The sequence below is a fragment of the Pedobacter sp. AK013 genome, from assembly GCF_014205835.1.
Taxonomy (GTDB): Bacteria; Bacteroidota; Bacteroidia; order Sphingobacteriales; family Sphingobacteriaceae; genus Pedobacter.
This window is the reverse complement of the sequence record NZ_JACHCQ010000027.1, coordinates 1-21,653: the sequence shown is the minus strand read 5'-3', so window position 1 is coordinate 21,653 and position 21,653 is coordinate 1. Positions and strand designations below refer to the sequence as shown.

24 protein-coding genes are annotated in these 21,653 nt (G+C 38.8%); 1 reads left to right on the top strand and 23 read right to left on the bottom strand.

Features of this window, described 5'->3' with window-relative positions; genetic code table 11:
- Nucleotides 1-104: 104 nt before the first annotated feature.
- The 16 genes from HDC90_RS17485 to HDC90_RS17410 form a co-directional block, all read right to left on the bottom strand.
- Nucleotides 105-1,316, bottom strand: a complete 1,212-nt coding sequence (locus HDC90_RS17485) for a DUF3570 domain-containing protein (protein ID WP_184468675.1) — start codon at nucleotides 1,314-1,316, stop codon at nucleotides 105-107.
- Between the two features lie 15 nt (nucleotides 1,317-1,331).
- Nucleotides 1,332-1,562, bottom strand: a complete 231-nt coding sequence (locus tag HDC90_RS17480; RefSeq protein ID WP_184468674.1) for a DUF4266 domain-containing protein — start codon at nucleotides 1,560-1,562, stop codon at nucleotides 1,332-1,334.
- A gap of 94 nt (nucleotides 1,563-1,656) precedes the next feature.
- Nucleotides 1,657-2,550 carry an FAD:protein FMN transferase gene (locus HDC90_RS17475; RefSeq protein WP_255497735.1) on the bottom strand — a complete coding sequence of 298 codons (894 nt, stop codon included), beginning with the start codon at nucleotides 2,548-2,550 and terminating at the stop codon, nucleotides 1,657-1,659.
- A 49-nt stretch (nucleotides 2,551-2,599) separates the two neighbouring features.
- Complete coding sequence (locus HDC90_RS17470; RefSeq protein ID WP_184468669.1) at nucleotides 2,600-3,028, bottom strand: thioredoxin family protein; 429 nt, start codon at nucleotides 3,026-3,028, stop codon at nucleotides 2,600-2,602.
- Nucleotides 3,029-3,032: 4 nt separating this feature from the next.
- Entirely contained in the window at nucleotides 3,033-3,458 is a 426-nt protein-coding gene (locus tag HDC90_RS17465) for a ubiquinol-cytochrome c reductase iron-sulfur subunit (RefSeq protein WP_184468667.1), read from the bottom strand.
- 270 nt (nucleotides 3,459-3,728) lie between these two features.
- Nucleotides 3,729-4,421, bottom strand: a complete 693-nt coding sequence (locus HDC90_RS17460) for a VIT1/CCC1 transporter family protein (RefSeq protein WP_184468665.1) — start codon at nucleotides 4,419-4,421, stop codon at nucleotides 3,729-3,731.
- Between the two features lie 36 nt (nucleotides 4,422-4,457).
- Nucleotides 4,458-5,120 carry a cytochrome b/b6 domain-containing protein gene (locus tag HDC90_RS17455; RefSeq protein WP_184468663.1) on the bottom strand — a complete coding sequence of 221 codons (663 nt, stop codon included), beginning with the start codon at nucleotides 5,118-5,120 and terminating at the stop codon, nucleotides 4,458-4,460.
- A gap of 1 nt (nucleotide 5,121) precedes the next feature.
- Nucleotides 5,122-6,375 (bottom strand): cell wall metabolism sensor histidine kinase WalK, encoded by a 1,254-nt coding sequence (locus HDC90_RS17450; RefSeq protein WP_184468661.1) that lies wholly within the window; start codon nucleotides 6,373-6,375, stop codon nucleotides 5,122-5,124.
- Nucleotides 6,372-7,049: a response regulator transcription factor gene (locus HDC90_RS17445; RefSeq protein ID WP_184468659.1), complete on the bottom strand. Its 678-nt coding sequence runs from the start codon at nucleotides 7,047-7,049 to the stop codon at nucleotides 6,372-6,374. The genes HDC90_RS17450 and HDC90_RS17445 overlap by 4 nt, the downstream gene beginning before the upstream one ends.
- A 145-nt stretch (nucleotides 7,050-7,194) precedes the next feature.
- Nucleotides 7,195-8,832 carry a hypothetical protein gene (locus HDC90_RS17440; protein WP_184468657.1) on the bottom strand — a complete coding sequence of 546 codons (1,638 nt, stop codon included), beginning with the start codon at nucleotides 8,830-8,832 and terminating at the stop codon, nucleotides 7,195-7,197.
- Between the two features lie 494 nt (nucleotides 8,833-9,326).
- Complete coding sequence (locus HDC90_RS17435) at nucleotides 9,327-10,091, bottom strand: hypothetical protein (RefSeq protein ID WP_184468655.1); 765 nt, start codon at nucleotides 10,089-10,091, stop codon at nucleotides 9,327-9,329.
- 209 nt (nucleotides 10,092-10,300) lie between these two features.
- Nucleotides 10,301-10,786, bottom strand: coding sequence for a hypothetical protein (locus tag HDC90_RS17430; protein WP_184468653.1), 486 nt, complete (start codon nucleotides 10,784-10,786; stop codon nucleotides 10,301-10,303).
- Nucleotides 10,787-10,855: 69 nt separating this feature from the next.
- Nucleotides 10,856-11,257: a DUF4345 domain-containing protein gene (locus HDC90_RS17425; protein ID WP_184468651.1), complete on the bottom strand. Its 402-nt coding sequence runs from the start codon at nucleotides 11,255-11,257 to the stop codon at nucleotides 10,856-10,858.
- A 12-nt stretch (nucleotides 11,258-11,269) separates the two neighbouring features.
- A complete protein-coding gene (locus HDC90_RS17420; RefSeq protein ID WP_184468649.1) occupies nucleotides 11,270-12,325 on the bottom strand; it encodes a hypothetical protein in 1,056 nt (351 codons plus the stop codon).
- Nucleotides 12,326-12,394: 69 nt separating this feature from the next.
- Nucleotides 12,395-13,261 (bottom strand): helix-turn-helix transcriptional regulator, encoded by an 867-nt coding sequence (locus HDC90_RS17415; protein WP_184468647.1) that lies wholly within the window; start codon nucleotides 13,259-13,261, stop codon nucleotides 12,395-12,397.
- A 408-nt stretch (nucleotides 13,262-13,669) separates the two neighbouring features.
- Nucleotides 13,670-14,605 carry an aromatic alcohol reductase gene (locus HDC90_RS17410; RefSeq protein WP_184468645.1) on the bottom strand — a complete coding sequence of 312 codons (936 nt, stop codon included), beginning with the start codon at nucleotides 14,603-14,605 and terminating at the stop codon, nucleotides 13,670-13,672.
- A 278-nt stretch (nucleotides 14,606-14,883) separates the two neighbouring features.
- Here HDC90_RS17410 and HDC90_RS17405 point away from each other — a divergent pair, with 278 nt between their 5' ends.
- Nucleotides 14,884-15,303, top strand: a complete 420-nt coding sequence (locus HDC90_RS17405) for a helix-turn-helix domain-containing protein (RefSeq protein WP_304622238.1) — start codon at nucleotides 14,884-14,886, stop codon at nucleotides 15,301-15,303.
- 107 nt (nucleotides 15,304-15,410) lie between these two features.
- Here HDC90_RS17405 and hemB read toward each other — a convergent pair whose 3' ends face one another.
- The 7 genes from hemB to HDC90_RS17370 form a co-directional block, all read right to left on the bottom strand.
- A complete protein-coding gene (gene hemB / locus HDC90_RS17400) occupies nucleotides 15,411-16,400 on the bottom strand; it encodes a porphobilinogen synthase (RefSeq protein WP_184468643.1) in 990 nt (329 codons plus the stop codon).
- 575 nt (nucleotides 16,401-16,975) lie between these two features.
- The gene (locus HDC90_RS17395; RefSeq protein ID WP_184468641.1) at nucleotides 16,976-17,422 is read right to left on the bottom strand and encodes a hypothetical protein; all 447 of its coding nucleotides are present in this window, start codon (nucleotides 17,420-17,422) and stop codon (nucleotides 16,976-16,978) included.
- Complete coding sequence (locus HDC90_RS25770; protein WP_370576643.1) at nucleotides 17,419-18,327, bottom strand: RHS repeat-associated core domain-containing protein; 909 nt, start codon at nucleotides 18,325-18,327, stop codon at nucleotides 17,419-17,421. The genes HDC90_RS17395 and HDC90_RS25770 overlap by 4 nt, the downstream gene beginning before the upstream one ends.
- A 269-nt stretch (nucleotides 18,328-18,596) precedes the next feature.
- The gene (locus tag HDC90_RS17385; RefSeq protein WP_184468639.1) at nucleotides 18,597-18,866 is read right to left on the bottom strand and encodes a hypothetical protein; all 270 of its coding nucleotides are present in this window, start codon (nucleotides 18,864-18,866) and stop codon (nucleotides 18,597-18,599) included.
- 252 nt (nucleotides 18,867-19,118) lie between these two features.
- Complete coding sequence (locus HDC90_RS17380; RefSeq protein ID WP_184468637.1) at nucleotides 19,119-19,634, bottom strand: hypothetical protein; 516 nt, start codon at nucleotides 19,632-19,634, stop codon at nucleotides 19,119-19,121.
- Between the two features lie 219 nt (nucleotides 19,635-19,853).
- A complete protein-coding gene (locus tag HDC90_RS17375) occupies nucleotides 19,854-20,150 on the bottom strand; it encodes an immunity 53 family protein (RefSeq protein WP_184468635.1) in 297 nt (98 codons plus the stop codon).
- Nucleotides 20,151-20,152: 2 nt separating this feature from the next.
- Nucleotides 20,153-21,653 (bottom strand): RHS repeat domain-containing protein (locus tag HDC90_RS17370; RefSeq protein WP_221451883.1); only part of this gene is annotated, 1,501 nt, incomplete at its 5' end.

The following is a 21,653-nucleotide window of genomic DNA, read 5'->3' as shown; positions in this document are numbered from 1 at the left end:
TGATTTTTGATTAGGTTACCTTGGCCAAGTTATATCTGGAACAAAAAAGTTGCCATATATGGTAAATTGTATTTTTGATTAGTGATCTGAATAATTAAACAATCTTATTTAAATTTAAGGTTTAATGAGACAATATTGGAAACCAAGCTTGTCGACCGTGAATAATGGCCATACCTCAATTCGAGCATATTTAATCTTTGCCAACCAAAAACGCCTTTGGGCGGAGAAAACCGGATACCTGCCCCATAAAAATCACTGGTAAGCGTAGATAAATCATAATCACTTGTAAAATATTGTTCTGATGGCGAATGCTGTCCATAAGGTGCAAAATATTTAGTCCCCACCTGATTGTTATAGCGATAGAAAGGACTGACCGAAAAGAATGAATTGATCTTAACTGGAATTTCAAGTTCTGCGGTGTGCGCCCTAATGCCCCAATTATCCATGTAGTAACGGTAAAAAGTACGAATTACAAAATGGTCGTCCAAAAAGTAGTTCATCCGCAGCCCAATGGGAAGCTTATACCGTTTATCGGGTAATGTTTCCGAACGTAGTGAACCATCGGTAAAATAATCGCGCTGGTATTTCGTGGCCAGCAAGCCCTTCTGATAAGACGGCTCCAGGATCAGCGCTGCCTGAAACTTTTGGGTAATAACCTGCGATAACGAGAAGGATGCACTAAATGAATTTCTTGGTGCGGTATCATATTGTTCGTGCCCCTTGCCTGTATTGCCCGTTCGCAGTTCTATTGGCAGAATCACTGTCCACTGATCTAAAAATGCCTGAAGCTTAAAGTCAAACTGGGTATTTTTGTCTTTTGATAAACGGGTTAAATTAAAGGCAGCTCCTATCGACTGGTAATCAAATTCTGTTGAATACGATCCTGTAAAGCCAAAAGAATTACCAGTCTCTTCATTGGAGTGCGTCCAGTTTAGTGAAGGATAAATACGTGTATCTGCTGAAGAAGCTGAGGAGATAGTACTTGGATCAATCTTATCTGAAGAGGCAGAAGTGTAATGATCAACACCAAGCTCAAAAAGAAAGGTATTTTTTTTACCTCTTTTATTGAACTTAGACAGCTGAAGATCAATCGTGTTCGCAAAATCGCTCAGTTTCTCGGTGCCAATACCGCCCGTCACTGCAGAATTATTACCATTCTGATGATAATAAGCTGAAACCAGGTTAATTTCATCAATTTTTAGCTTCCTCGACTGGTATTTGCTGCTATCTATTTTTGCAGGTTCTGGTTTAGTTTGTGCGTATGTGCTCAATATACCGAAATACATAAAAAGCACATGGAGATATATTTTTCTCATTTTTTGATGCTTAAATTAATTACAGCCACAACCACCACCACTTTTGCCTCCGTTCGCACCTGAAGCGCCTTCGCGGTAAAGCTGAAAACTCTGTTCAAATTTCTGGACCTTTCTGGCCGAAAGAATCATATCAGCATCATTAATCTTGTTTTTTTGATAAGGTTTTACGCTACTACAAGCACTAAGCATGCTGGTTAATGAAAATGCGGTAACCATCGAAAGGAAAATTGTTCTGGAAGTTTTCATCTATATATTATTTGTTTTTAAAGGTGATGAAGCGATCATGATTTTAAATATTTATTCCCCTGCGGGTTTTGGTAAAATCATGATGGTTTCATAATTATATCACATTAATATTGTTTGTGGTAAATACCCGATCATAATCATCTATGATTATACAGGCTACCTGTTTAATCTGGTTGATCAGCTCCAGCCCTACTTTTACACCCATCACTACTACTGGTGTAGCCAGGGCATCGGCTAATTCTGCACTGGGGCAAATAATGCTAACACTTTTTACCCCCCTTACCGGAAGTCCGGTTTTGGGGTCTATCGTATGCGAATAGCGTTTCCCTCCAATGGTAACATATTTCTCATAACTGCCCGAAGTTGCAATGGCCATATCACTGATCTTCAGCGCAGAAAATGGCCTATCAGTTTGTTCCGGATCGGCAATACCTACTGTCCATGCATGGCCGCCTATCTGAGTGCCCCAGGTAACCAAATCACCAGCTGCATTTACAATTCCACTTTTAATCCCCAACTGCTGTAGCGTTAATTTTGCCTTATCGGCAGCGTAACCCTTTCCAATTCCACCAAAGCCAATCCTCATGCCTTTATTTTTGAGTAGAACAGTAGACTGCTCTTTGTTCAATATTACATTCCTATAATCTATCAGTCCAACAGATGCCAATGCAGTTTGTTCATCAGGTAAGCTCGTCATATTCGCATCAAAGTTCCAAAGGCGTTTATCTATCGAACCATAGGTAATGTCAAAAGCCCCATCCGTAATTTCTGATATCCTAATGGAGCGCTCAATTAGGCTAATCACTTCCTCATCAACTTTTACAGGTTGCAAACCTGCATTTTCGTTTATCACGCTTGTTTGGCTAAGATCGCTGAAAGTAGTGAGCAGATATTCTATCCGTCTCACCTCTTCTATTGCCGAATCTATCGCCGCATTCCCTTCCTGTTCATTCTCAGCGATCACAGTAAACTCAAACCGGTTTCCCATAAGTTTTAGTATCCGGTTTACAGAAACAGGTTTGGCCATCTTGTTAAGGTTATTTTTTTAGTTTATTGAGTTCAGATACAAAGGTCAAAGGACTTTCATCAGGGAATCCATCCCAGGTTTTAAGCACCTTCCCATTTTCATCAACAAGAAGGGTGTATGGAAACTTACCATCCTTGTTATATACCTCTGCTAATGATTCATTAAGCTTAATCTGTTCTTTTGTTAGCTGGTTTTTTTTCTGTCTTGGAAAATCTGCCCTTACCAATATAAGATTGGTCGTGGCATACTGCTCAAAGCTTTCAGATTCTAGGATTTCTTTCCGTAGACGAATACATGGACCACACCAGTCTGAACCTGAAAAATTAATCAGGATCTGTTTATGTGTGGCTTTTGCTTGTTTTTGTGCTTCTGTAAAATTTCCCATCCACGATGCAGGAATAGTAAATAGCCCCAATAGGGCAACAAAAAGTAGTTTCATAATCTTAAGAATAAACTTTTAAAGTAGTGCCAGTAAGCTGGGTATTATACACGGTTAAAGACCTAGAAACCAGACCATTGGTTACTGCTCCGCTTTCAGAAAAAGTTGCACCATGATTAGGGCAATAAAAGCGACTATTTGCAGATTGATAAGTTAGTGTATAACTTTCATGAGTGCATGAACGTTGCACAGCAATATAAGCTCCTGTCTTCGTTCTGGCTACAATAACTCCATTTGATATTAAAGATCCTCCATTGCTGAGTAATGCTGCATTTGCAGCTAAGCTTAAATCGAGCGAGAAATTTATACCTGTTGGCCCTGTAGTATCGGCAGAATTGCTGCCATCGTTTTTTTTGCAACCGATACAATTGATAAGCGCAAAGGCCGCAGCACTCATCCCAATACTGTTAAGAAAATCTTTTCTGTCCATGTTCTTTTTATAGTTAAAATGAGCAATGAAATATTCAGACAATGCCCCGATGTACAAGCACTTAGTATTGACGGGGAAATGCTAAAAAAATCTGTGTAAAATTCTATCTATAAAAAGGGCTAAAGTTTTCTGGTTCACAATCTTCATTTAATTGAAAGACTGATTGTAACAAAACTATTGATCAAGTCTGAAGACATTCTGAAGTTTTAAAAGAAAATTTGTTAAATATTTGTTAAACAGTTTAGTTAAAAAACATAGAAAGAATACTCATTAAGCAATCAATCTAGCGATCAGGAATGCCGCCCCCGCTGCAATAAGCCCGGTAGCAGTAACTTTTAAAGCACCCTTTACCGGGGGCTGCCCCGTTACCTTGCTTTTGAAATAGCCAAATACAAACAGACAGATAGTGGTTAGCACCGCAGAGAGCACCAGCCCATCCTGCGGCATTGAAGTGAAAAAATATGCCGAAAGGGGTAGCATACCACCCACACAGTAAGAAAACCCTATGGTAAGTGCACTGTTGCGCGCCCTGTTGATGTCTGGTTTTTCCAAGCCCAGTTCAAATTTCATCATAAAATCTACCCAATGGTCTTTATTCTTACTCAGTTGATCAACTAGGAGATCTTGTGCATTACGGTCTAGCCCATATTCGGCAAAAATTCCCTTCACCTCTTCTTTTTCCAGCTCAGGTACATTTTCAACCTCTAGGTATTCCCTTTTCAGCTCACTTTCGTAATGTTCCTGTTCGGTCTTTCCTGCAAGATAGCCACCCAATCCCATGGCAATACAACCTGCAATGATCTCGGCAATGCCCGCGGTAATAATAATCGAATTGCTGCTCACAGCGGCACTAAGGCCTGCGGCAAGTGCAAAGGGAACTGTTAATCCGTCGCTCATTCCAATTACTGTATCTGAAATAAACGCTGAGCTTTTCAGGTGCTCTTCTTTATGGAACTTGCTCATTTTTTATCATTGAATAAATTAATGCCTTATTTCTGTTCAGCCCCCATTAATCATATCCGAAACAATTCCTTTACCATCTTTCCGTTCGGCCAGGAAAACCCCAGCTAAATGGAGCATAATAAAGCCAAGTATCAGGTACATGCAAAAACCATGGAATTCTTTTATACTGTGGTTAATATTTCTAGGGATACCAGTATAATCTTCGAAGGCAAGCAATAAACCGGTAACAACCATAATTAATAACAAAAGATAAAAAATAAGATAAAGCCCTTTTACTACCAATTCGTGCTTTGCTTCCTCGCGCGCTTTTTTTAATATAAAATAAGCCTGGTAAGCTTTTTTTATCTTCGGCATTATTCTTTGTGCAGGAGGAAGAAAAAATTCTGCAACCAACCTAAAAAGAAAAAGTACAGCAAGGGCATAACCAAAATAAATATGTATACCCCAAACCTGATCCTCCAGTCCATGGGTTACCGCACCTGCCTGCTTATCGCTTACAGATGCCCCTGCATTCATCAGTTCATTCTTTACAAAACTACGCTGGGCACGATCAAACAGCGTTGAATTAATGAGCACAGTGAATAGCGATCCGGAGATGACAATGAAATTTACCCAGTGCCAGAAACGTGTAGAAGAGGCATATTTCTTCCCTTTTTTGATTTCTCCTATTTCATGATTGGTAGGTTCGATAATGGCCATGTTAATGTTTAAATGTTATGGTGAAAGTGTGCAAATCGTGATGATAGGCATAATTTAGCCAGTAATGCTGACGGTTACAGATCTGTTTAAGTATGGCAAGCCCTAAACCTGTACCTTCAGAAGCATTGTCCTTATAAAAACGATCAAATATTCGTTCAGGATCAAGCGCTGGGTTATGGCCGGTATTGGCAAATACAATTTTCTCTGCATCTAAACTAATCTCTATCTTTCCGCCATCATAATTATGTCGGATAACATTACTAAATAAATTATTGATCAGTATTTCTAAAAGTTGCCGGCTTGCAGAAATGGTTACATCGGCTAGAACAGATTCTACATTTATATTCCGTTCATTTATAAGCTCTTGGAAGTAAACACTTTTTTCTTCAACAAGTGCCTTTAGATTGATATTTTCTTCATCTTGCAATAAATTATTATCGATTTTAACCAAGAGCAATAGCGACTGATTAAGTTTAGTTAAGCGTGAAGTAGCCTTATACAGTTCAATCAATGTTTCTCCATCCTCTTTACTCAGAACATTTGACTGGAGCATATTATCAAGCTTTGAATTGATCACCGCGAGGGGTGTCATCATCTCATGCGATGCATTTTCAGTAAATAGCTTAATCTCGTTATAGTCAGATTTGACTTTACCAGAAAGCTCAACCAATACCTGGTTAAGTTGCCTGAATTCTGAAACAGGCATTTCAACAGGTTCGTAGGGCCTTTCATGATTAATATTGAATGCGGTAATATTTTTCAGGAGCTGCTCGAAGGGTGTCCAGATTTTTCTAAGCAAAATCCGGTTCACCAGAAGAACCAAAGCAAAAAGCAGCATTACAGGAATCAGAATAATCAAGCAGATGTTCCGAATTTGTTCCTGACGTTCAAGTTTTGAGGCGATAACCAACACCTGGTAGGGCTGCCCTACAAGTTCGAGTTCTGTTTTAAGGTATCTTGCGGTCTCCTTACGGTGCTTTATAGGGTTATAGAATATCGTATCAGCGTAGTTGCTGGAAGGAAAGGCCTTTTCTATCTTTTTGTATTGAACAATAAGATCCTCAAATTCATGTGGCTGATAAAAATTCCCTTTTGAAGCGTATTCTTTTACTTCCATGATCTCTTCTACCAGATCATGGTCGATCTGCTGATCGAGATAATAGGCCAGCATTTGATAAAAAAGAAAACCGATCAGCAGTAGCCCGAAAAGACTGATAATCACGAGTATCCTGTTATATCTGGTAAATACCTTCATACTTCGGTAAATTTATACCCAATGCCATATACAGATTGAAAGTAATCATCGCTCCCCGCATCAGTCAGTTTTTTCCTGATGTTCTTAATATGTGTATAAATAAAATCAAAACTATCGGCCATATCAGAATTATCTCCCCAGATATGCTCTACCGCTGCAGACTTAGAAATTACCTTACCTTTATTGGAAACGAAATAAAGCAGGAGATCAAATTCTTTTTTGGTCATGTAAACTAACTTACCATTTACCAGAACTTCTTTTGCGTCCAAATCAATCCGGATTTCTTTGAATTCGATATGGCGCTCGCCCCGTGCACTTTTCCGGCGTACAACAGCTAATATTCTTGCATTGAGTTCTGAAAGATGAAAAGGTTTTATTAGATAATCATCCGCACCAAGACTTAATCCTTCTATTTTTTGATCAATCGAATTTCTTGCTGAAATAATGATTACCCCTTCTGTTCTGTTCAACCGTTTCAAATAGTTTAACAATTGAAGACCTTCTCCATCAGGAAGAGTAAGATCGAGCAGTATGCAATCGTAATCATATGCTCCGAGCCGCTCAAGTGCCTGCGCATAAGTGGAGGCCATGCTACACTGGTTACCTTCTGACATCAGGTATTGCGCAATGCTTCGTTGCAAACCAGCTTCGTCTTCAATAATTAGAATCTTCATGATAAACAAATATGGTATAAGATACTGAAGACATGTTGAAGTTTTGGCATAAAATGGAAAGAACAATTTCAATTGCCGTCCCGCCCAAAATACACATCCAATAACACCCTGATAGTGAACAATATAAAATTGTAGGAGTGGAATATTAAAAAGCATAAGTTAGGTCTAGCCCCGAGAAAAAAGCAGGCTTAGACTTTCCATCTATAACGCTCCCTATTCTGACCTCCAGTGGTAAAAATAACTGTGCAGGAATCCTCAACCACAGGGGCATATTGTAGTAATTGACCTTGAACAATGGTCCCAACTGGAGGCCAGCCGAAGGTACAAAAACCGGTGAGCTTTTGCCATTAGAAAACTGCAAACCAGCCTCCATATAACTCGTAAACCCCAAAAAACGGCTATCAGAAATCCAATAGTCAAAATTACTCCTGATCCCTCCTTTTAACAAATACACATCGCTCCTGTAGTCTTTTTCTGCAAACCTGCCAACTGTTCCAAAACCATAACTTAGCGTATAGCCATTCCATCTGTCCAGCATACCGCGTTTAGTTCCTTGGTTATTGTATTCATAACGTTGTCCAAAGAGGCCAAACTTTAGCCTAAACTCCCCGCCATCTAAATACTGTCCTCGAAAAGCCCTGGAATTGAAACCAAACACCATAGAGTTTCCTACGCGGCTTCGCACGAAATTACGTAGGGGCAAGATCTGGCTGGCTTTTTCCGCTTCTGTGTTTATCAAGCTATCGGCAAGTACCCCTTTTTTCAAATCGGTATTATAGGGAATTGGGATCAGGGATAAAGGCTTTATCCCATCAAGCAGCGATTGGGTATCCATTTTCAATGGCTTAGCGCCAGCGTAGGCTTCAAACACTTCCTGCAAAGACAGGGCCACAGCCAAAACGATCCTGTCTGGTTCACTTTGATCCAACTTTCCATCACCGTAAGCCCTCCATACCTCTCCTTGCCTGTTAACCACTACACTTCCGTGCGCAGAATAAAAATCATGCAATGCCTTATTATTCGTAAAAGAAGCCAAAGGACTCCTGTTTACCACCAAATGCCCTGAAGAAAAGGCATCTTCTAAGAAATGATCTGCAAAACCATTGAACAGCACGGCATGGCGAATCAAAGTTTCCGCTTTCGGCGGATCGGTAGCTTTTATTTCTCCTGCTTCGCGTGCCAGATCCACAGCCAATAAGTGAACCGTAGTGTAGATGGTCAATGCATTAGTACGGCTCAGTTTTTTAAAAAGTTCTTTGGTCTTTGAAGGGTCCTGTAGTTTCTTGATCCAGCTTGGGTCAAAACTGTTCAATTGACTGTGCAGGTCTTTTCCGTATACATAAAAATGAGACATATTAACCATAGCCAATAGCGCATACCTAAAGTTCAGACCGGCCAATTTGCTATCCGGCGCAGCAGAAAAACCCTTAGCGATAAATTCCTCATGCATACTGATGATCTGCTGCACAATCGAGGCTTTGTCTGTCAGCGCTTTTTCCAAAAGCAAGGGGTCGTCTTCATGATCCCCGCTCAATCCGTTCAGCACCCCGTAACTGATTGTGTTACCACCCTTCGGCGAAAGAAAACCAAATACCTGACTTTCTCGCGCAGTGAGTGAATTGAAAAAGAAATCACCTCCGGAAAGACCGGCCATAGCGCTACGAAAATGCAAGAAAGCCTCGTCTCCCAGCCTTTTATGCTCACCATAGGTAAAAGCAAAAACACCGGACGAGAATAATAGAATCAGAAATATCAAAAGAAATGAGAAATAGCTGCGTATCATATTTAGTCTAAAACCATAAGACTGCAAAAATGGCCAATTGTTGCAGCGTGAAATAATGAATACAGTTTTTCTTCGTTTTCAACAACTTGCTCAATATATGTTTGATTTATTTACGAGGTATAAAAGGCTGGAAAAAGGTTAGATAAACTAGCGGCAGCACTAAAGGATACCAGTCTAAAAGATGCAGGTGAGGTTGATAATGGAACGGTAAAAACGAACGAAACATTTTTACCTGTTTACCAGATTAACAGCACAGTAAAAAACAAAAAAAGCAGATGGGGTGTCAGAAAATACACTCTATCTGCTTGTATACCGATCAGCAGGAATACTTTGAACAGTTAAATCGCTTTTTATTGCTTATTGGGCCTATAATTGAGGATTTGAAAAGGGGAAAAAATTCATTTAAACGTTTTGCAGAAACTATTGAATCTTGTTAATAAACAAGATGCCCCAACAAAACTAATTAGATTTTTACAGGCCTGAATAATCTTTCGCTACTCATAAATCACATAGTTTACCTTATCAACACCTGTATTACCTGTTTTTTCATGATAAGCATACAAGATCAGTTCGTAGTTTCCGGCAGCGTCAATTAGGTAACTGCCCTCAAATAGATTTGTCAAGATTAATGACATTTTAATGTCCTTAATATATTTTCCGTCTTTTTTAAGTATGCCTTTCACCTCGATTTCATCAGCATTCCAAATCCCACCTTTATCAATAACGCATCCGCACATCATTACAACATTAGCCTGAATTTCGAGTAGCTTATCTTTAATGGCATTCAGGGCTATATATTGGTGGGTTCGCGGTTTCAATATGTCGATAATAAACCCCGGTATTTCTAAAATAATTCCTTCTCCTAAAATATCCCGTCCGGGAATTAACCATAACTCTGTGCTTACTTTTGCTTGAGCTTGTTTATGATTAATTGGAGAGACCACCTCGATGTTAATGAATGTGGGTTCGTCAATATCAATATTCGCCAGGAAACCCGCTGTTTGGGCATCTACAATGGAACTTCCTCTCATTTTTGGTCCTTTCATGATCAGATCTGTATTACCCGTGCTGCCAGTGGTCTTACCCTCAGCTAAAATCTGTTGATTTACCTTGTTCCTGATGATTACGTAAGCACCGCCGAGAGAGCTACCGATGAACTTTGCATCTTTTGCTTTTGCTCTTATTATTATTTTTGTTTCAATGGCAGAAACGCAGGTACAAGAGAAAAAAAATGTGGTAACGAACATGAGTATCTTCATAAGATATTTGATTTTAAAAAATTCTTGTTTACAACTAGTATGATAAGGGTTGTTTTTCAATCCCGCTAAAAAGTAGTTTCCCGTTCTTTTACTGAAATACACAAAACTTATAAGGTTAAAAATCAACCAAAAACAAAGGCAAAAAGGCACCTGGTCATGATTTATGCTACAAACCCTTTTAATCGATGAGCCGAATTTATCAGTTAGACTTATTTATTTGATCTATATGTGAACATTTTACTGTAAGATTGATCTACTGCAACCACCACATTTTCATTCGTCTCTACCTTACCATTAACTTCGGTTTTATAGCTAGCAGTTATTGGCCCACCTTCTAAATTAACAACATTAATGCTCAATTCACCAAAATCAAATGGTTTTACGGTTTCGAACACATAAGTTTTTGTGGTGCCTGTAAAACCTCCCTCATCTATAATAATATTGTCTTGATTACCTTGTGATGTGCCATTTATTTTCCAAACAGGAGCCCCGTACTGACTGGCATCGTGGTTTCCGGCACTTACCTGAAAATCTACCTGATCATTTTGATTAGCTCCAGTTACTGTAACAGTTATTTTCATTGAAATTTTATTGTTATCTGGGTTATCGTTAGGCTTCTTACACGATGCTAAAAACAAAATACCTAGTGATATGACCATAACTGTTAATAAAGATTTTTTCGAGATTGATTTCATAATTGTTTTTCATTTAAAATTTGTTATTATTTAATTGTTTTTCATTTGTAGTAGAAGCATGTTAACCCATTATCTAAAGCGCCTATAAAGCAGTAATAACACTAAAGCCAAAATGCCTAAGGTAGACTCTATCACTAACCATTGCAAACCAAATTCGCCCAAAGGGCCATCAACTAAAATTGTTATCAATCTAGAGATAGAATAGGCTAGCCAAAACAGTGAAAGGAAAATGAGTGCTTTTTTTACGTCGTTTAATAAAAGGTAAACTAAAGAAAAGCAGATCACTAAACCAACGCCACCGTATATACCTCTTATAGAACTTATTGCATCTGTATTAGATAATCGCGTAGCGACCAAATCCATAGTTGCCTGAGGACTATATACCGACAAAACACTAACATAAGCTATACTGAAAATTGAAAGACCAATATAAATTTGACTACCGATCTTGATGATTTTCTGTGTATTCATGATTAATTTAAACTATCGGTTCTTTTTAAAAAGTCCTGCCTGTATGTTCGAACCTATCGAACCTTCTGCTAATTGCAGGTAATTGCGTTTACGCTGATCTTTTTCAATTTTTACAGTTCCGGTAGTTTGTACGTTTTTCATTTCCAGAAAATCTGTCGAAGTTGCATTACTGTCGCTTAACGGGCCACTTCCGTATCCTGCCAGTTTGGTATAGTTGGTAAAAATGCAATCAGAAACTTTATATCGGATTTTACTTCCTTTTTCTCTGATCCATATGGTAGTGGTGTTTGCTATGATGTTATGGTGAAAGTCGAAATCGTCTCCATTGGTACCCAGGGTAGTCCAAACGCCACAGAAATAGCCCCCATATACCAGCGAATAACGCATTGCACTACGACTGCCAGCCTCACCATCGTTTTTCCAAAAAACAACTGGAATTTTACAGTTGAAGAAAACACAATGATCGATAACCAGGCCATAACCATTGGCTATAACCCCCACATGTAATGGCAATACATCAACATCTCCGGCAAACAGGCATTGTGTCACAAGTAAATCGTCCAATCTTTTTCCATCACGCCATATTGGATAGGAACGACGTAAATTATTTCCATCTATATAGGTGTAATCCGGACTGCCGGTAAATCTCAGGCCTTCAATGGTCACATGATTAACCTCTGGTTGTATGCCTTTCGATTCCTCTCCGCCAACACCTGGTACAAGCGGTACTGCTGTTACCACAACAGGCATTTTTTGAGGGGTCCAGTCTGCATCGTCAGGCATAACATCCGCACAAATGACAAGACGGTTTTTAAAGGTATACTTGTCATTGTTGAATACAACGGTTTGGGTTAGCAAGTGTACACCTGCTGATAGGAAGATTGTGGTCGCTCCCTGCTCTTTGTTTAAGTTTACGCGCTTAGCTGCCTCAATAATTGTCTTTAGGGGATGTGTCTTTATTCCTGAGTTTGTGTCATTACCGGCCTGAGGGTTAACATATAATTGTTCTGCCTGTGCAACCAGTACGCTTATTATGAATAGGAGAAGACTAAATGTATATTTTATCATGTTCTTTTTTTGTAAAATTAGAACATGCCTATCCTATTAAAATGGTCATTTTACCTTTAAAATGGTCATTTAAATCTTCCTTCGGTATTCCTGAGGTGTGGTACCTGTAAATTTTTTGAAGAAACGGTTAAAATTAGACGGGTCTGAAAAACCAAACGCGTAGGAAATCTCTTTTGCAGATTTGTTTTGATAAAGTTGTTTCTTTATTTCTGAAATCAGCTTGTAGTGGATCATTTGTTGAGCAGATAATCCGCTAAATTGCCTGCAGATTTTATTAAGGAATCCTGAGCTGACATTAAGCATTTTTGTATAGGCTTCAACACGCTGGTCATTCGCAAATTTCTTCTCCAGCAAAGATCGAAACCTATAAAAATCTGGATGAACAAAAGTATCTCTTTGAACGTTGTAGACACCCGCATAATATCGATTGAGCAGTACAAGCAATTGATATAAAAGTGCCCTGATCAAATGATTGCTATCATTCTGAAGCTGTCCGAACTCTCCTTCTATTCCATATAAAAGCTCCAAACATTTTACAAATGGCATCTCGGATAGCTGCATATCGTTTGGGCGTGAATATTGATGAAAATATTGAAACCGATATAGGAATAGTTCGTCTGAAAAAAAAAGATGGAGAAAGTCTTTTTCAAAGAACAATACATAACCACTTACATCCTGCTCAATTTCCCAACAGCGCACCTGTCCGGGACTTGTGAAAATGATAGTTCGTGGTGTTATTGATGTCTTATTTTCGTCTAATGTAAAAGTGCCCGCTCCTTTTTCGATGAAAATAATTTCGTAAAAACTAAGTTGATGTAACGTACGATCTAATACATAATGATTCAATGTTTCAATACGTCCAATATCCAATAACAGTTCCGAACCATATTTATATGGGAGAAAATGATAAGTACTAATTTTTGGAGCTGCTGCCATTTCTTTTTACAATTTCTTCTCGCGCTAAAGTTAATACAGACGACTTAGAAAACCTAGACTGCCAGGAAGTCTACAAACATGCACTGGCAATTTAAAGGAGCATGTACCGACTGGACTCAAATACAAACCTTGATTATAAAACTGCAGATGAGCTTTTGCTTAAATGCAGCAAATAATTGCCATAAGCGCTTATAATCGAAGATTTGGAAAAGGGAAAAAATCATTTAAGCCCAAGGCTAAATTCAAGGTGATTTTTAATTAAACCACCTTGACCAGATTATAATGGAACAAAAAGTTGGCAACTGTAAAAAATTTCACTATTGATCTTTAAAGTAAAGGAACAATTTCCTATGATACTTCCAAAATAATATAAGACATAATTCTCGCACCAAAAATCCGACAGCTACACTATTTGTTCATAGATTTCCAGTCAATATTATCTCTTGCCCATTGTTTGGCAGAAGTTGTGGTGATACCATTTTTTAAATTAAAGGTTGTTTCCATCGGCCAGGAGACGCCTCGGCCTGCTCCGAATATTGAACGGTACTTTTTAACAAAGTTAGTGGGATCATTTTTAAGATCATTAGTTATCTCTGTCATATCAGAAAGCGTACGCTCATACTTTTGTCCTGACAACTCCTCTGCAATATCAGCTAATTGCTCATAGGTAATCGTGTCACCGCCTATATACACGATCTCATTCTCAATAGGTGGTTCTGCAAAAAATATCTCAGCCGTTAACTTACCGATATCTTCTGGTGTGGTTACTGTAACTGCAGTATCCCAGCCGCCAATAGCATTTATTGCCTTTTTTTCCATATCCAAAACACCAAAGAAAGGTTCAAAAAGATAACTAGTAAACATCCCAGTTGAAATAATGACCCATTTTGTGAGCGTTTGCGACCTCAAAAGCTCCCTTACATCAAGCTGTTCATCAAAGAGATCCTGCGCGCTTCCTCGTCCTATAACTTCAAAATCCACTCCAAATTGCCAAGGGAAATATCTTTTAACCCCGGCATCCAGCACAGCATTTGCCAATTTAAGCTGAAAGCCCCCGGCACCACTTCCATAACCTGTGCAGGAAACAATGGCATCGTAGTTTTTGAAAATAGCAATAAGTTCAGAAGATGGAGCAGAAAGGTCACCCGCAAGCAATTCCACTCCCGCTTCCCTAATCTCTGTGATATTCTTTTTTTTATCGGTATCTTCAGAATGAATTGTCGCTTCTCTCAACAGAACCGTAACCATTACACTACTGTAATCCTTAGTTTTTTTTGCCAGATTTAGAATGACAGGCATACCTAATTCACCCGCTCCTAAAATTAATATTGATGTCTTTTCCATTTTCAAGTCATTTAAATTTCGGACCCCTCATGTAAACTGCTAAAATTAGGTCCTGTATTTTGAACAAAGTTAATGCGTGCAGTCTGCGGAATCAATGAGGCAGCTGCGTGTGGGTTACTAACCTGCGTGTTAGTTTTTTGATTTTGAACCTCATTGATTATAATAATTACAAATATTTAACATAGCTTGGGAGAGAATAACCAAAAATCACCTTATCTATACAAGCCCATTTGTCAGAAAGACATATCTTTATACATCAATAATATGATTTATAATATATGGAAAGACTGATGACAGATGCCGAAATCACAGCAGCTTGGTCTGATATCTGCAAAGTCCTGAACAAAGATCAGGATGAGCTTAAAGGTGATATATTGAGTCATATCGGTAATAAATGGTCGTTGTTTGTGATTCACGCTTGGGGAATAGATGGCAAAATGCGCTTTTCAAATTTAGAAAGCCATGTTAATGGAATTAGTCAGCGGATGTTAACTAAATGTTTGCGGGAATTGGAAAGAGACGGTCTGGTTTCAAGAGCTGTATATGCCGAAGTTCCACCAAAAGTTGAATATGAACTCACATCTTTAGGAAGGGGCTTATTGGTGCAGGTTACTCCGCTTTGGTTTTGGATTGCTAAACATGCTGATGAACTTAAAAATGCAAGGGAAGAATACGCAAAATCCAGAGGGATGCAGTAAAACACCTTTATAAGTTTAGCTGCCCAGCCAGCAGTTTTAATGCAATTAACAATTTGACCGGGGGTGTTAGCTTCATTCCTCATGATGTAGCTAGCCAGCTTTGCTAACTATCTGTTTAGAATCATGGCGGCTTCTTTGGCGAAATAAGTAAAAATCATGTCTGCTCCAGCTCTTTTGATGCAGGTTAAACTTTCAATGATCGTTTTATCATTATCCAGCCATCCTTCCTTTGCGGCGGCTTTTACCATCGCATATTCCCCACTTACGTTATATACCGCAACTGGAAGGTCAATCGCTTCACGAACTTTAGTAACAATATCAAGGTAAGGAAGTCCCGGTTTGATCATAATGATGTCCGCTCCTTCTTCAATGTCTTTAAACACTTCGTTCATGGCTTCCCTAGAATTGTGGAAGTCCATCTGATAGGTCTTTTTATCTTTCGGAATTTCCATGTCGTCTTTTGGAGCGCTGTCCAGGGCACTTCTAAACGGTCCGTAGAATGAGCTGGCATACTTTGCCGCATAGCTCAGTATACCGACGTTGATAAATCCATTTTCTTCAAGTGCCTCGCGGATAATCTTAACCCTCCCGTCCATCATATCGCTGGGCGCCACAACGTCAGCGCCTGCTTCTGCGTGTGAAACAGACATCCTAGCCAATGCCTCATTGGTGGCGTCATTTACGATCTTCCCATTTTCAATAATTCCATCATGGCCATACATCGAATACGGATCAAGTGCCACATCAGACATGATGATGATTTCAGGAACTGCGTCTTTGATGGCCCTGATGGTATTCTGCATTAGTCCGTCTTTATTCCATGCCTCTTTGCCTGTATTGTCTTTCAAGTCATCCGAAACCTTCATATAAAGATTTACTGCTTTTATGCCCAAAGCAAACAACTCCTTACACTCCTTAACCGTCAGATCGATGCTTCTCCTGAAAATTCCAGGCATAGACAGGATCGGTTCTTGCTTATTTTCGCCTTCCATTACGAAAATCGGCATCACAAAATCATTGGTGGTAAGCGTGCATTCTTTTACCAGACTTCTCATAGATTCGTTTACTCTCAGCCTTCTATTTCTTGAATATATCATCTTGGAATACTTTTGAACAAAATTTAGCGCGAATCTACTATAACCCATATAAAAAAAAGTTATCGCCGAGTCAATTAAATCAAATTGCCCAATAAGTAGAGTTCAAAAGGAAAGGAATTCATAAAATGACAAAAAATACAATAAATAAACTCGGTATGAAAACGTATGCCCAAAACATTTATATTAAGGGGAATTTATGTTATACCGATCGAGATAAATAAAAATGCAATAATTTGGTTCAAAGAATGCCCGCTTATAATGTCCAAAAAATGAGAATCAGCGGTAATACTTTGAACATTCAAAACGCTTTTTATTGCTTAAACCGTAAACGAAAAAGGAAATCAAGGTTTAGCCTGGAGTGAACAAGGAGATGAATTGCTTTCCCAACGCTTTGCAGAAGGCACCAAGATTACACAACTCGCCAAACTACACTCCAGAACCTATGGAGCCATCAAAGCAAGGCTAATCAAACTTGGACACCTACAGAAATAACAAAGCCCGGCAAGCTTTTAAACTGCCAGGCTTTGTTATCTAAGTTACATTTAGTCTTAGCGTCTCGCTAAGACTAAATAGGGTCATTCCCATTTGTCTAACAACTCTCGCTCCAATTCAATTTTTCTCCTAAAGTAAATTCGTTGTGCTTCTTCCTCTTTTTCTACAATTAATTTTTCATAAGCCATTTTATCAGAACAAAATTCAGGATAACCAATCATCATTTGTATATAGGGATAAATATTTTCATCTTTCTCAATCGTTCTAACATCCCAATTAGCACTTACCTTTGCATCAATTATATCAAACAATTGACAAGGACAGACAGAAATTAATCCGTCATCAATTAAATAAGCTTGGTAGGTTTCGAAAACAACAATGCCCATTACAAAATACTCTTTACCAATACTTATCTCTCCATATTGAGAAAGTCCGCTTGCACCAAATCGTCCCAATTGTTCATCCAACATAGGTTTATTCTCATAAGAGCGTAAATCCATGCCTGTGTTATATATACATTTTACTTTCATTTCCCCATAAATTTAAAGTCATCAACAGCCTTTAGTACACCATCAATCCATTTACCTACATAATGAATCGTTGTTTTGCCACCATCCAATGCTTCATGAGTGTATTGCATTTTATCCCAGCCTAACCATCTTGTGTCTTTCATAGAGTTCATTACTACTTTTCCTATTGTAGGATTGGATGTTACTTCAGCCATAGATAGTTGTTCTGTAAGTGTTGTGGCGACAGTTCTTCCTGTAGAAAAACTGATTTCGGATAGAGAGCTTAACAAGTCAGCCCTTCTGGCAGCCTGTCCCAAAAGGTAGCTCCCGCCAATCTCTCCTGCAGCAATACCTCCCGAGGCAAATGCAGCACCTATTTCTCCTCCAACCTCTGCTGCTTTAAGCGCTGGAAGCATACCACCAAGGGCACTTTGAAAATCACTCCATCTAGAACCAACAGGTGTTTTATCAGTCACATCTGCAAGTTGATAGTTCCAGCTTTTATCTGGGTTTAAGCTTACACCATATCCTTCTTTAGTTTCATATTGAACCGATTTACCTAGATATGTTTCGCCTGCTTTTGTTGTTTCTTGAGAAGTGGCTTTTTCGTCCCAATAAGGTTTTTTATTCTTACCCATCACCCAATCTGTACCTTCCATTCCATCGGGATCCACAAACCTAATCGGGTTATTGAATACAAAAGTATAAGGAGAATACCTTCTCATCTTCTCCACCAGCGGGTCTATTACATTCCACCTTCCAATCACCGGATCATAGAACCTAGCGCCGTAATCATACTGCCCCAACTCCTTACCATTGTAAAGATACTTGTTAAGCCCAGCTTTGGCAACGGGCACTTTCCTCAACCCAAAATGCTCTTCTATTAATTGGTACGTAGTCTCCTTACTCTTTACTCTCAGGCTCAAGACTACGAACAGATAGCTCCTAAATTGCTCGGAGCAGCATCTCCAAAGTCATTATTACCACTAAAATAGCTTGTCCCCCAACGTTTTACCGAGGACATCAAGATTACCGAACTCACTAAACTACATTCCCGTATTTATGGAGCAATAAAAGCCGGATTGCTTAAACTCGAACTCCTACAGAAATAACGAAGTCCAACAGTTTTAAACTGCTAGACTTTGATGTAATTCATTTCTCAACGCCACAAGCATGTACCAGTGAAGGTTAGTGTTCAAGATACTCCAAAGTCCACTGCTAGTTTTGCCTTATACTGATATAGGTAAAACAAGAATAAAGCCAGAGCTAACAGATTTAAACCAATGACTGAATAATCTGATTCTATAAACTTTTCATTTAAAAAGTAATTAAAGTTTGAAACATAAGCACCACAGTTAACTTTTCTACTTATATTTTCCATATTCGCATAAACAACAATTTCCAAGCCTTGGTTATATTTAAACTGGAATCCATTTAAAGAAACATTTATAACTTGAAGTGCCATTATAACAATATTTATCAAAAGATTATTCTTGTTTATTCTTGATAATGACTTAAGTATTTTATAGTTGTTTATAATTGTTATCACTACAGCACCTATACATAAGGGCATCGATATCCAAAAAATGCCATCAATATTATTTTGAATTAAGACAATGCCTAAAAAAAACAAACTATAAATACCACTGATTATCAGACAGATACCGGATATTATTTAATTTATTAATTGCTTCCATATTTAATTGTTTTTTTGATATCATCGACCTCTGCCTTTATATTTTTTCACTCCATCAACAGCATCCGAAAAGGTGCGCCCAAGTTCTTTAACATTCCCCGTTACAGAAACACCATCTCCTGTAATTGTACGTTCCTCGCTTGGTTGAATGACCTTGCGTTCATTTGCTTTTCCAATCTTAAGATCGGCTTTTCCTTCAAATTTTGTTTCGCCAGTCGTTTGATCTTGATAGACTTTACCAGATAATTCTCCTTTTACAACATTCTTTATTTCTCCAGAAACTCCAGCTCCAGTAACAAGTCTCTTCTTTGAGTTTATTGCTGAACTAACCCCTGCTTCAACCTTTGCTCCAGCTAACTTATGTTCAGCTTTTCCTCCAGCCCCAACTCTTAAAATATCTTGCCCCGTCCATGTACTTTGAGGCTTCTCCATTTTCAGAGCGGTATTGCTAACATGATTAACAATTAATTGTACTTTAGCTGACACTGCAACGAACAAGCTAGGAAGAAGCGAACCAAACATCGGGTCTGGCCACATCCCATACGGATCAGTAAATTAATCGGATATCAAAACCATAATTATAAGGTGATGGATGCAGATACACAATCTGTCCTGTTCAACGTAATCGATACCTACATACAGAACTCCAAGACCAAAAAGCTTTCGCTAAATAAAACAGCAAGCCCAACAAATTTTATATTGCTGGGCTTGCGCTATAATTATGGCATTTCGCACACGCGACACGCGTACGCCAGCTTAGGGAACATTTGTGGACTCTACAAATTCTTTGAATTTTGATATTAAAAAGGGTAGTTTACTAAAATCACCATAGGCTTCAAAAACACTCCCATCTGATTTAATTGAATACCAATCATCATCAGTATTCTCAACTTTTATAGAAATCATTTTTCCATCTTGTTTGGTATCAATTAAATCTATATTAACAAACCATCCTGGATTATCCAGGGTATCTATCTTAACACCATAGCTATGTTCCCAATCTCCATCACAGTTTGATTTATACCAATCTGTAAGCCATTTTAATATTTCCATTTTTATTGTTTAGGTAGTTCATCTGGTTTTGCTGGCCTAACATTTTTCCCCTCTTTTACATGCGGTGTCGGAATGCTTTTACCACTTTTTTTATCATAGTGAGGTTTTCCCTCAACATCTACTCTTTTCTTCTCATCCCATCCGGTCGGATTTTTAGTATTCCTTTCGTATGTAGCTGTTCCGGTAATCTTTCCATCTTTATCCCTTTTGAGTGCCGAATGATCGCCTTCAGCATCTTTGTCTGGTTCTAGTTTATTCTTGACACTTTTATCAACTTTCGTTTCCTTTTCTGCGCTTTTAGGGATTATTGGGGGTGGAAGTACCGGTTTAAGATTCCAATTGTTTATATCATCAACACCGCTATCATTACCATTTTGAGGCAGAAAAACACCTACAACAACACCTGCAACTGCAGTTGATACTGCCGTTCCTACAATTTCTACACCTTCAATTGCTGTCGCTAATGTTTTTAGAATTGTTCCTCCAACAGTTAACACTCCAGGCACTGATGCTGTCTGTTTTGGTTTTGGCTTTGGCCCATCAAGATCTTCCACAACATCTTCACCGAACATTCCATCTGGATCTGTATGGCGTATTGGGTTATCAAAGGCATAAGCATATGGTGTTGTCATTCGATCAGATTCCGCCAACGGATCCACCACATTCCACCTCCCAATCACCGGGTCATAGAACCTAGCACCGTAATCATACTGTCCCAACTCTTCCTGCAACTCCTTGCCATTGTAAAGATATTTATTTGTTCCCCCAGTTGCAACTTTTCTTAAGCCAAATGCATAGTAATCATCACGCTGCAATACCTCTAACTGGTTTGTATTGGGGTTTTTATAAAAAGTAACCCTTATATTGCCCAAATGATCACTTAGATTATATTCATAGCTGTAATTTCCTGAACTGTTTCTTGCAATCCCTTCTTCCGTCTGAATAAAATCAATGCTGTTATTCGTATACTGGATACCATCAATATAATTAGTGGTAGTACCACCTGCCTGTTTTTGTAGTTTTTCGCCAGCAGCACTGTAAGTATAGCTTAAATTCTGACTCCCACTTATCGTTTGCGGCAGATTAAGGAAGTTGTATCCCAGAGTGATGTTCTTCTGGCTATCGCTGGTGAGGTTGCCATTGGCATCGTAACCATAACTGCTGTTGATAAAACCATTGATAGCTGTTAATCGGTTACCATCATAACCGGTATAGCTGTTGGTACTAAAACCATCTCGGGTTAAACTGGCAATATTGCCCATTATATCGTAACTAATGGCTTCGCCAAGGTTGTTGCCTGCTGTGGCATTGGTCAAACGGTTCAGCCTGTCGTAACTATAACTGAATGTATTGGCCGTACCGTTGGTATAACTCTGGCCAGAGATATTGCCATTGAACTGCGCAAGGGTACCATCGTTATATTTCAATTCCATACTGAACTGATCGGAGGTACTGTTCTTCATCCAGCCACGCTCGTTGTAGGCAAAGGTAGTGGCCTGGCTA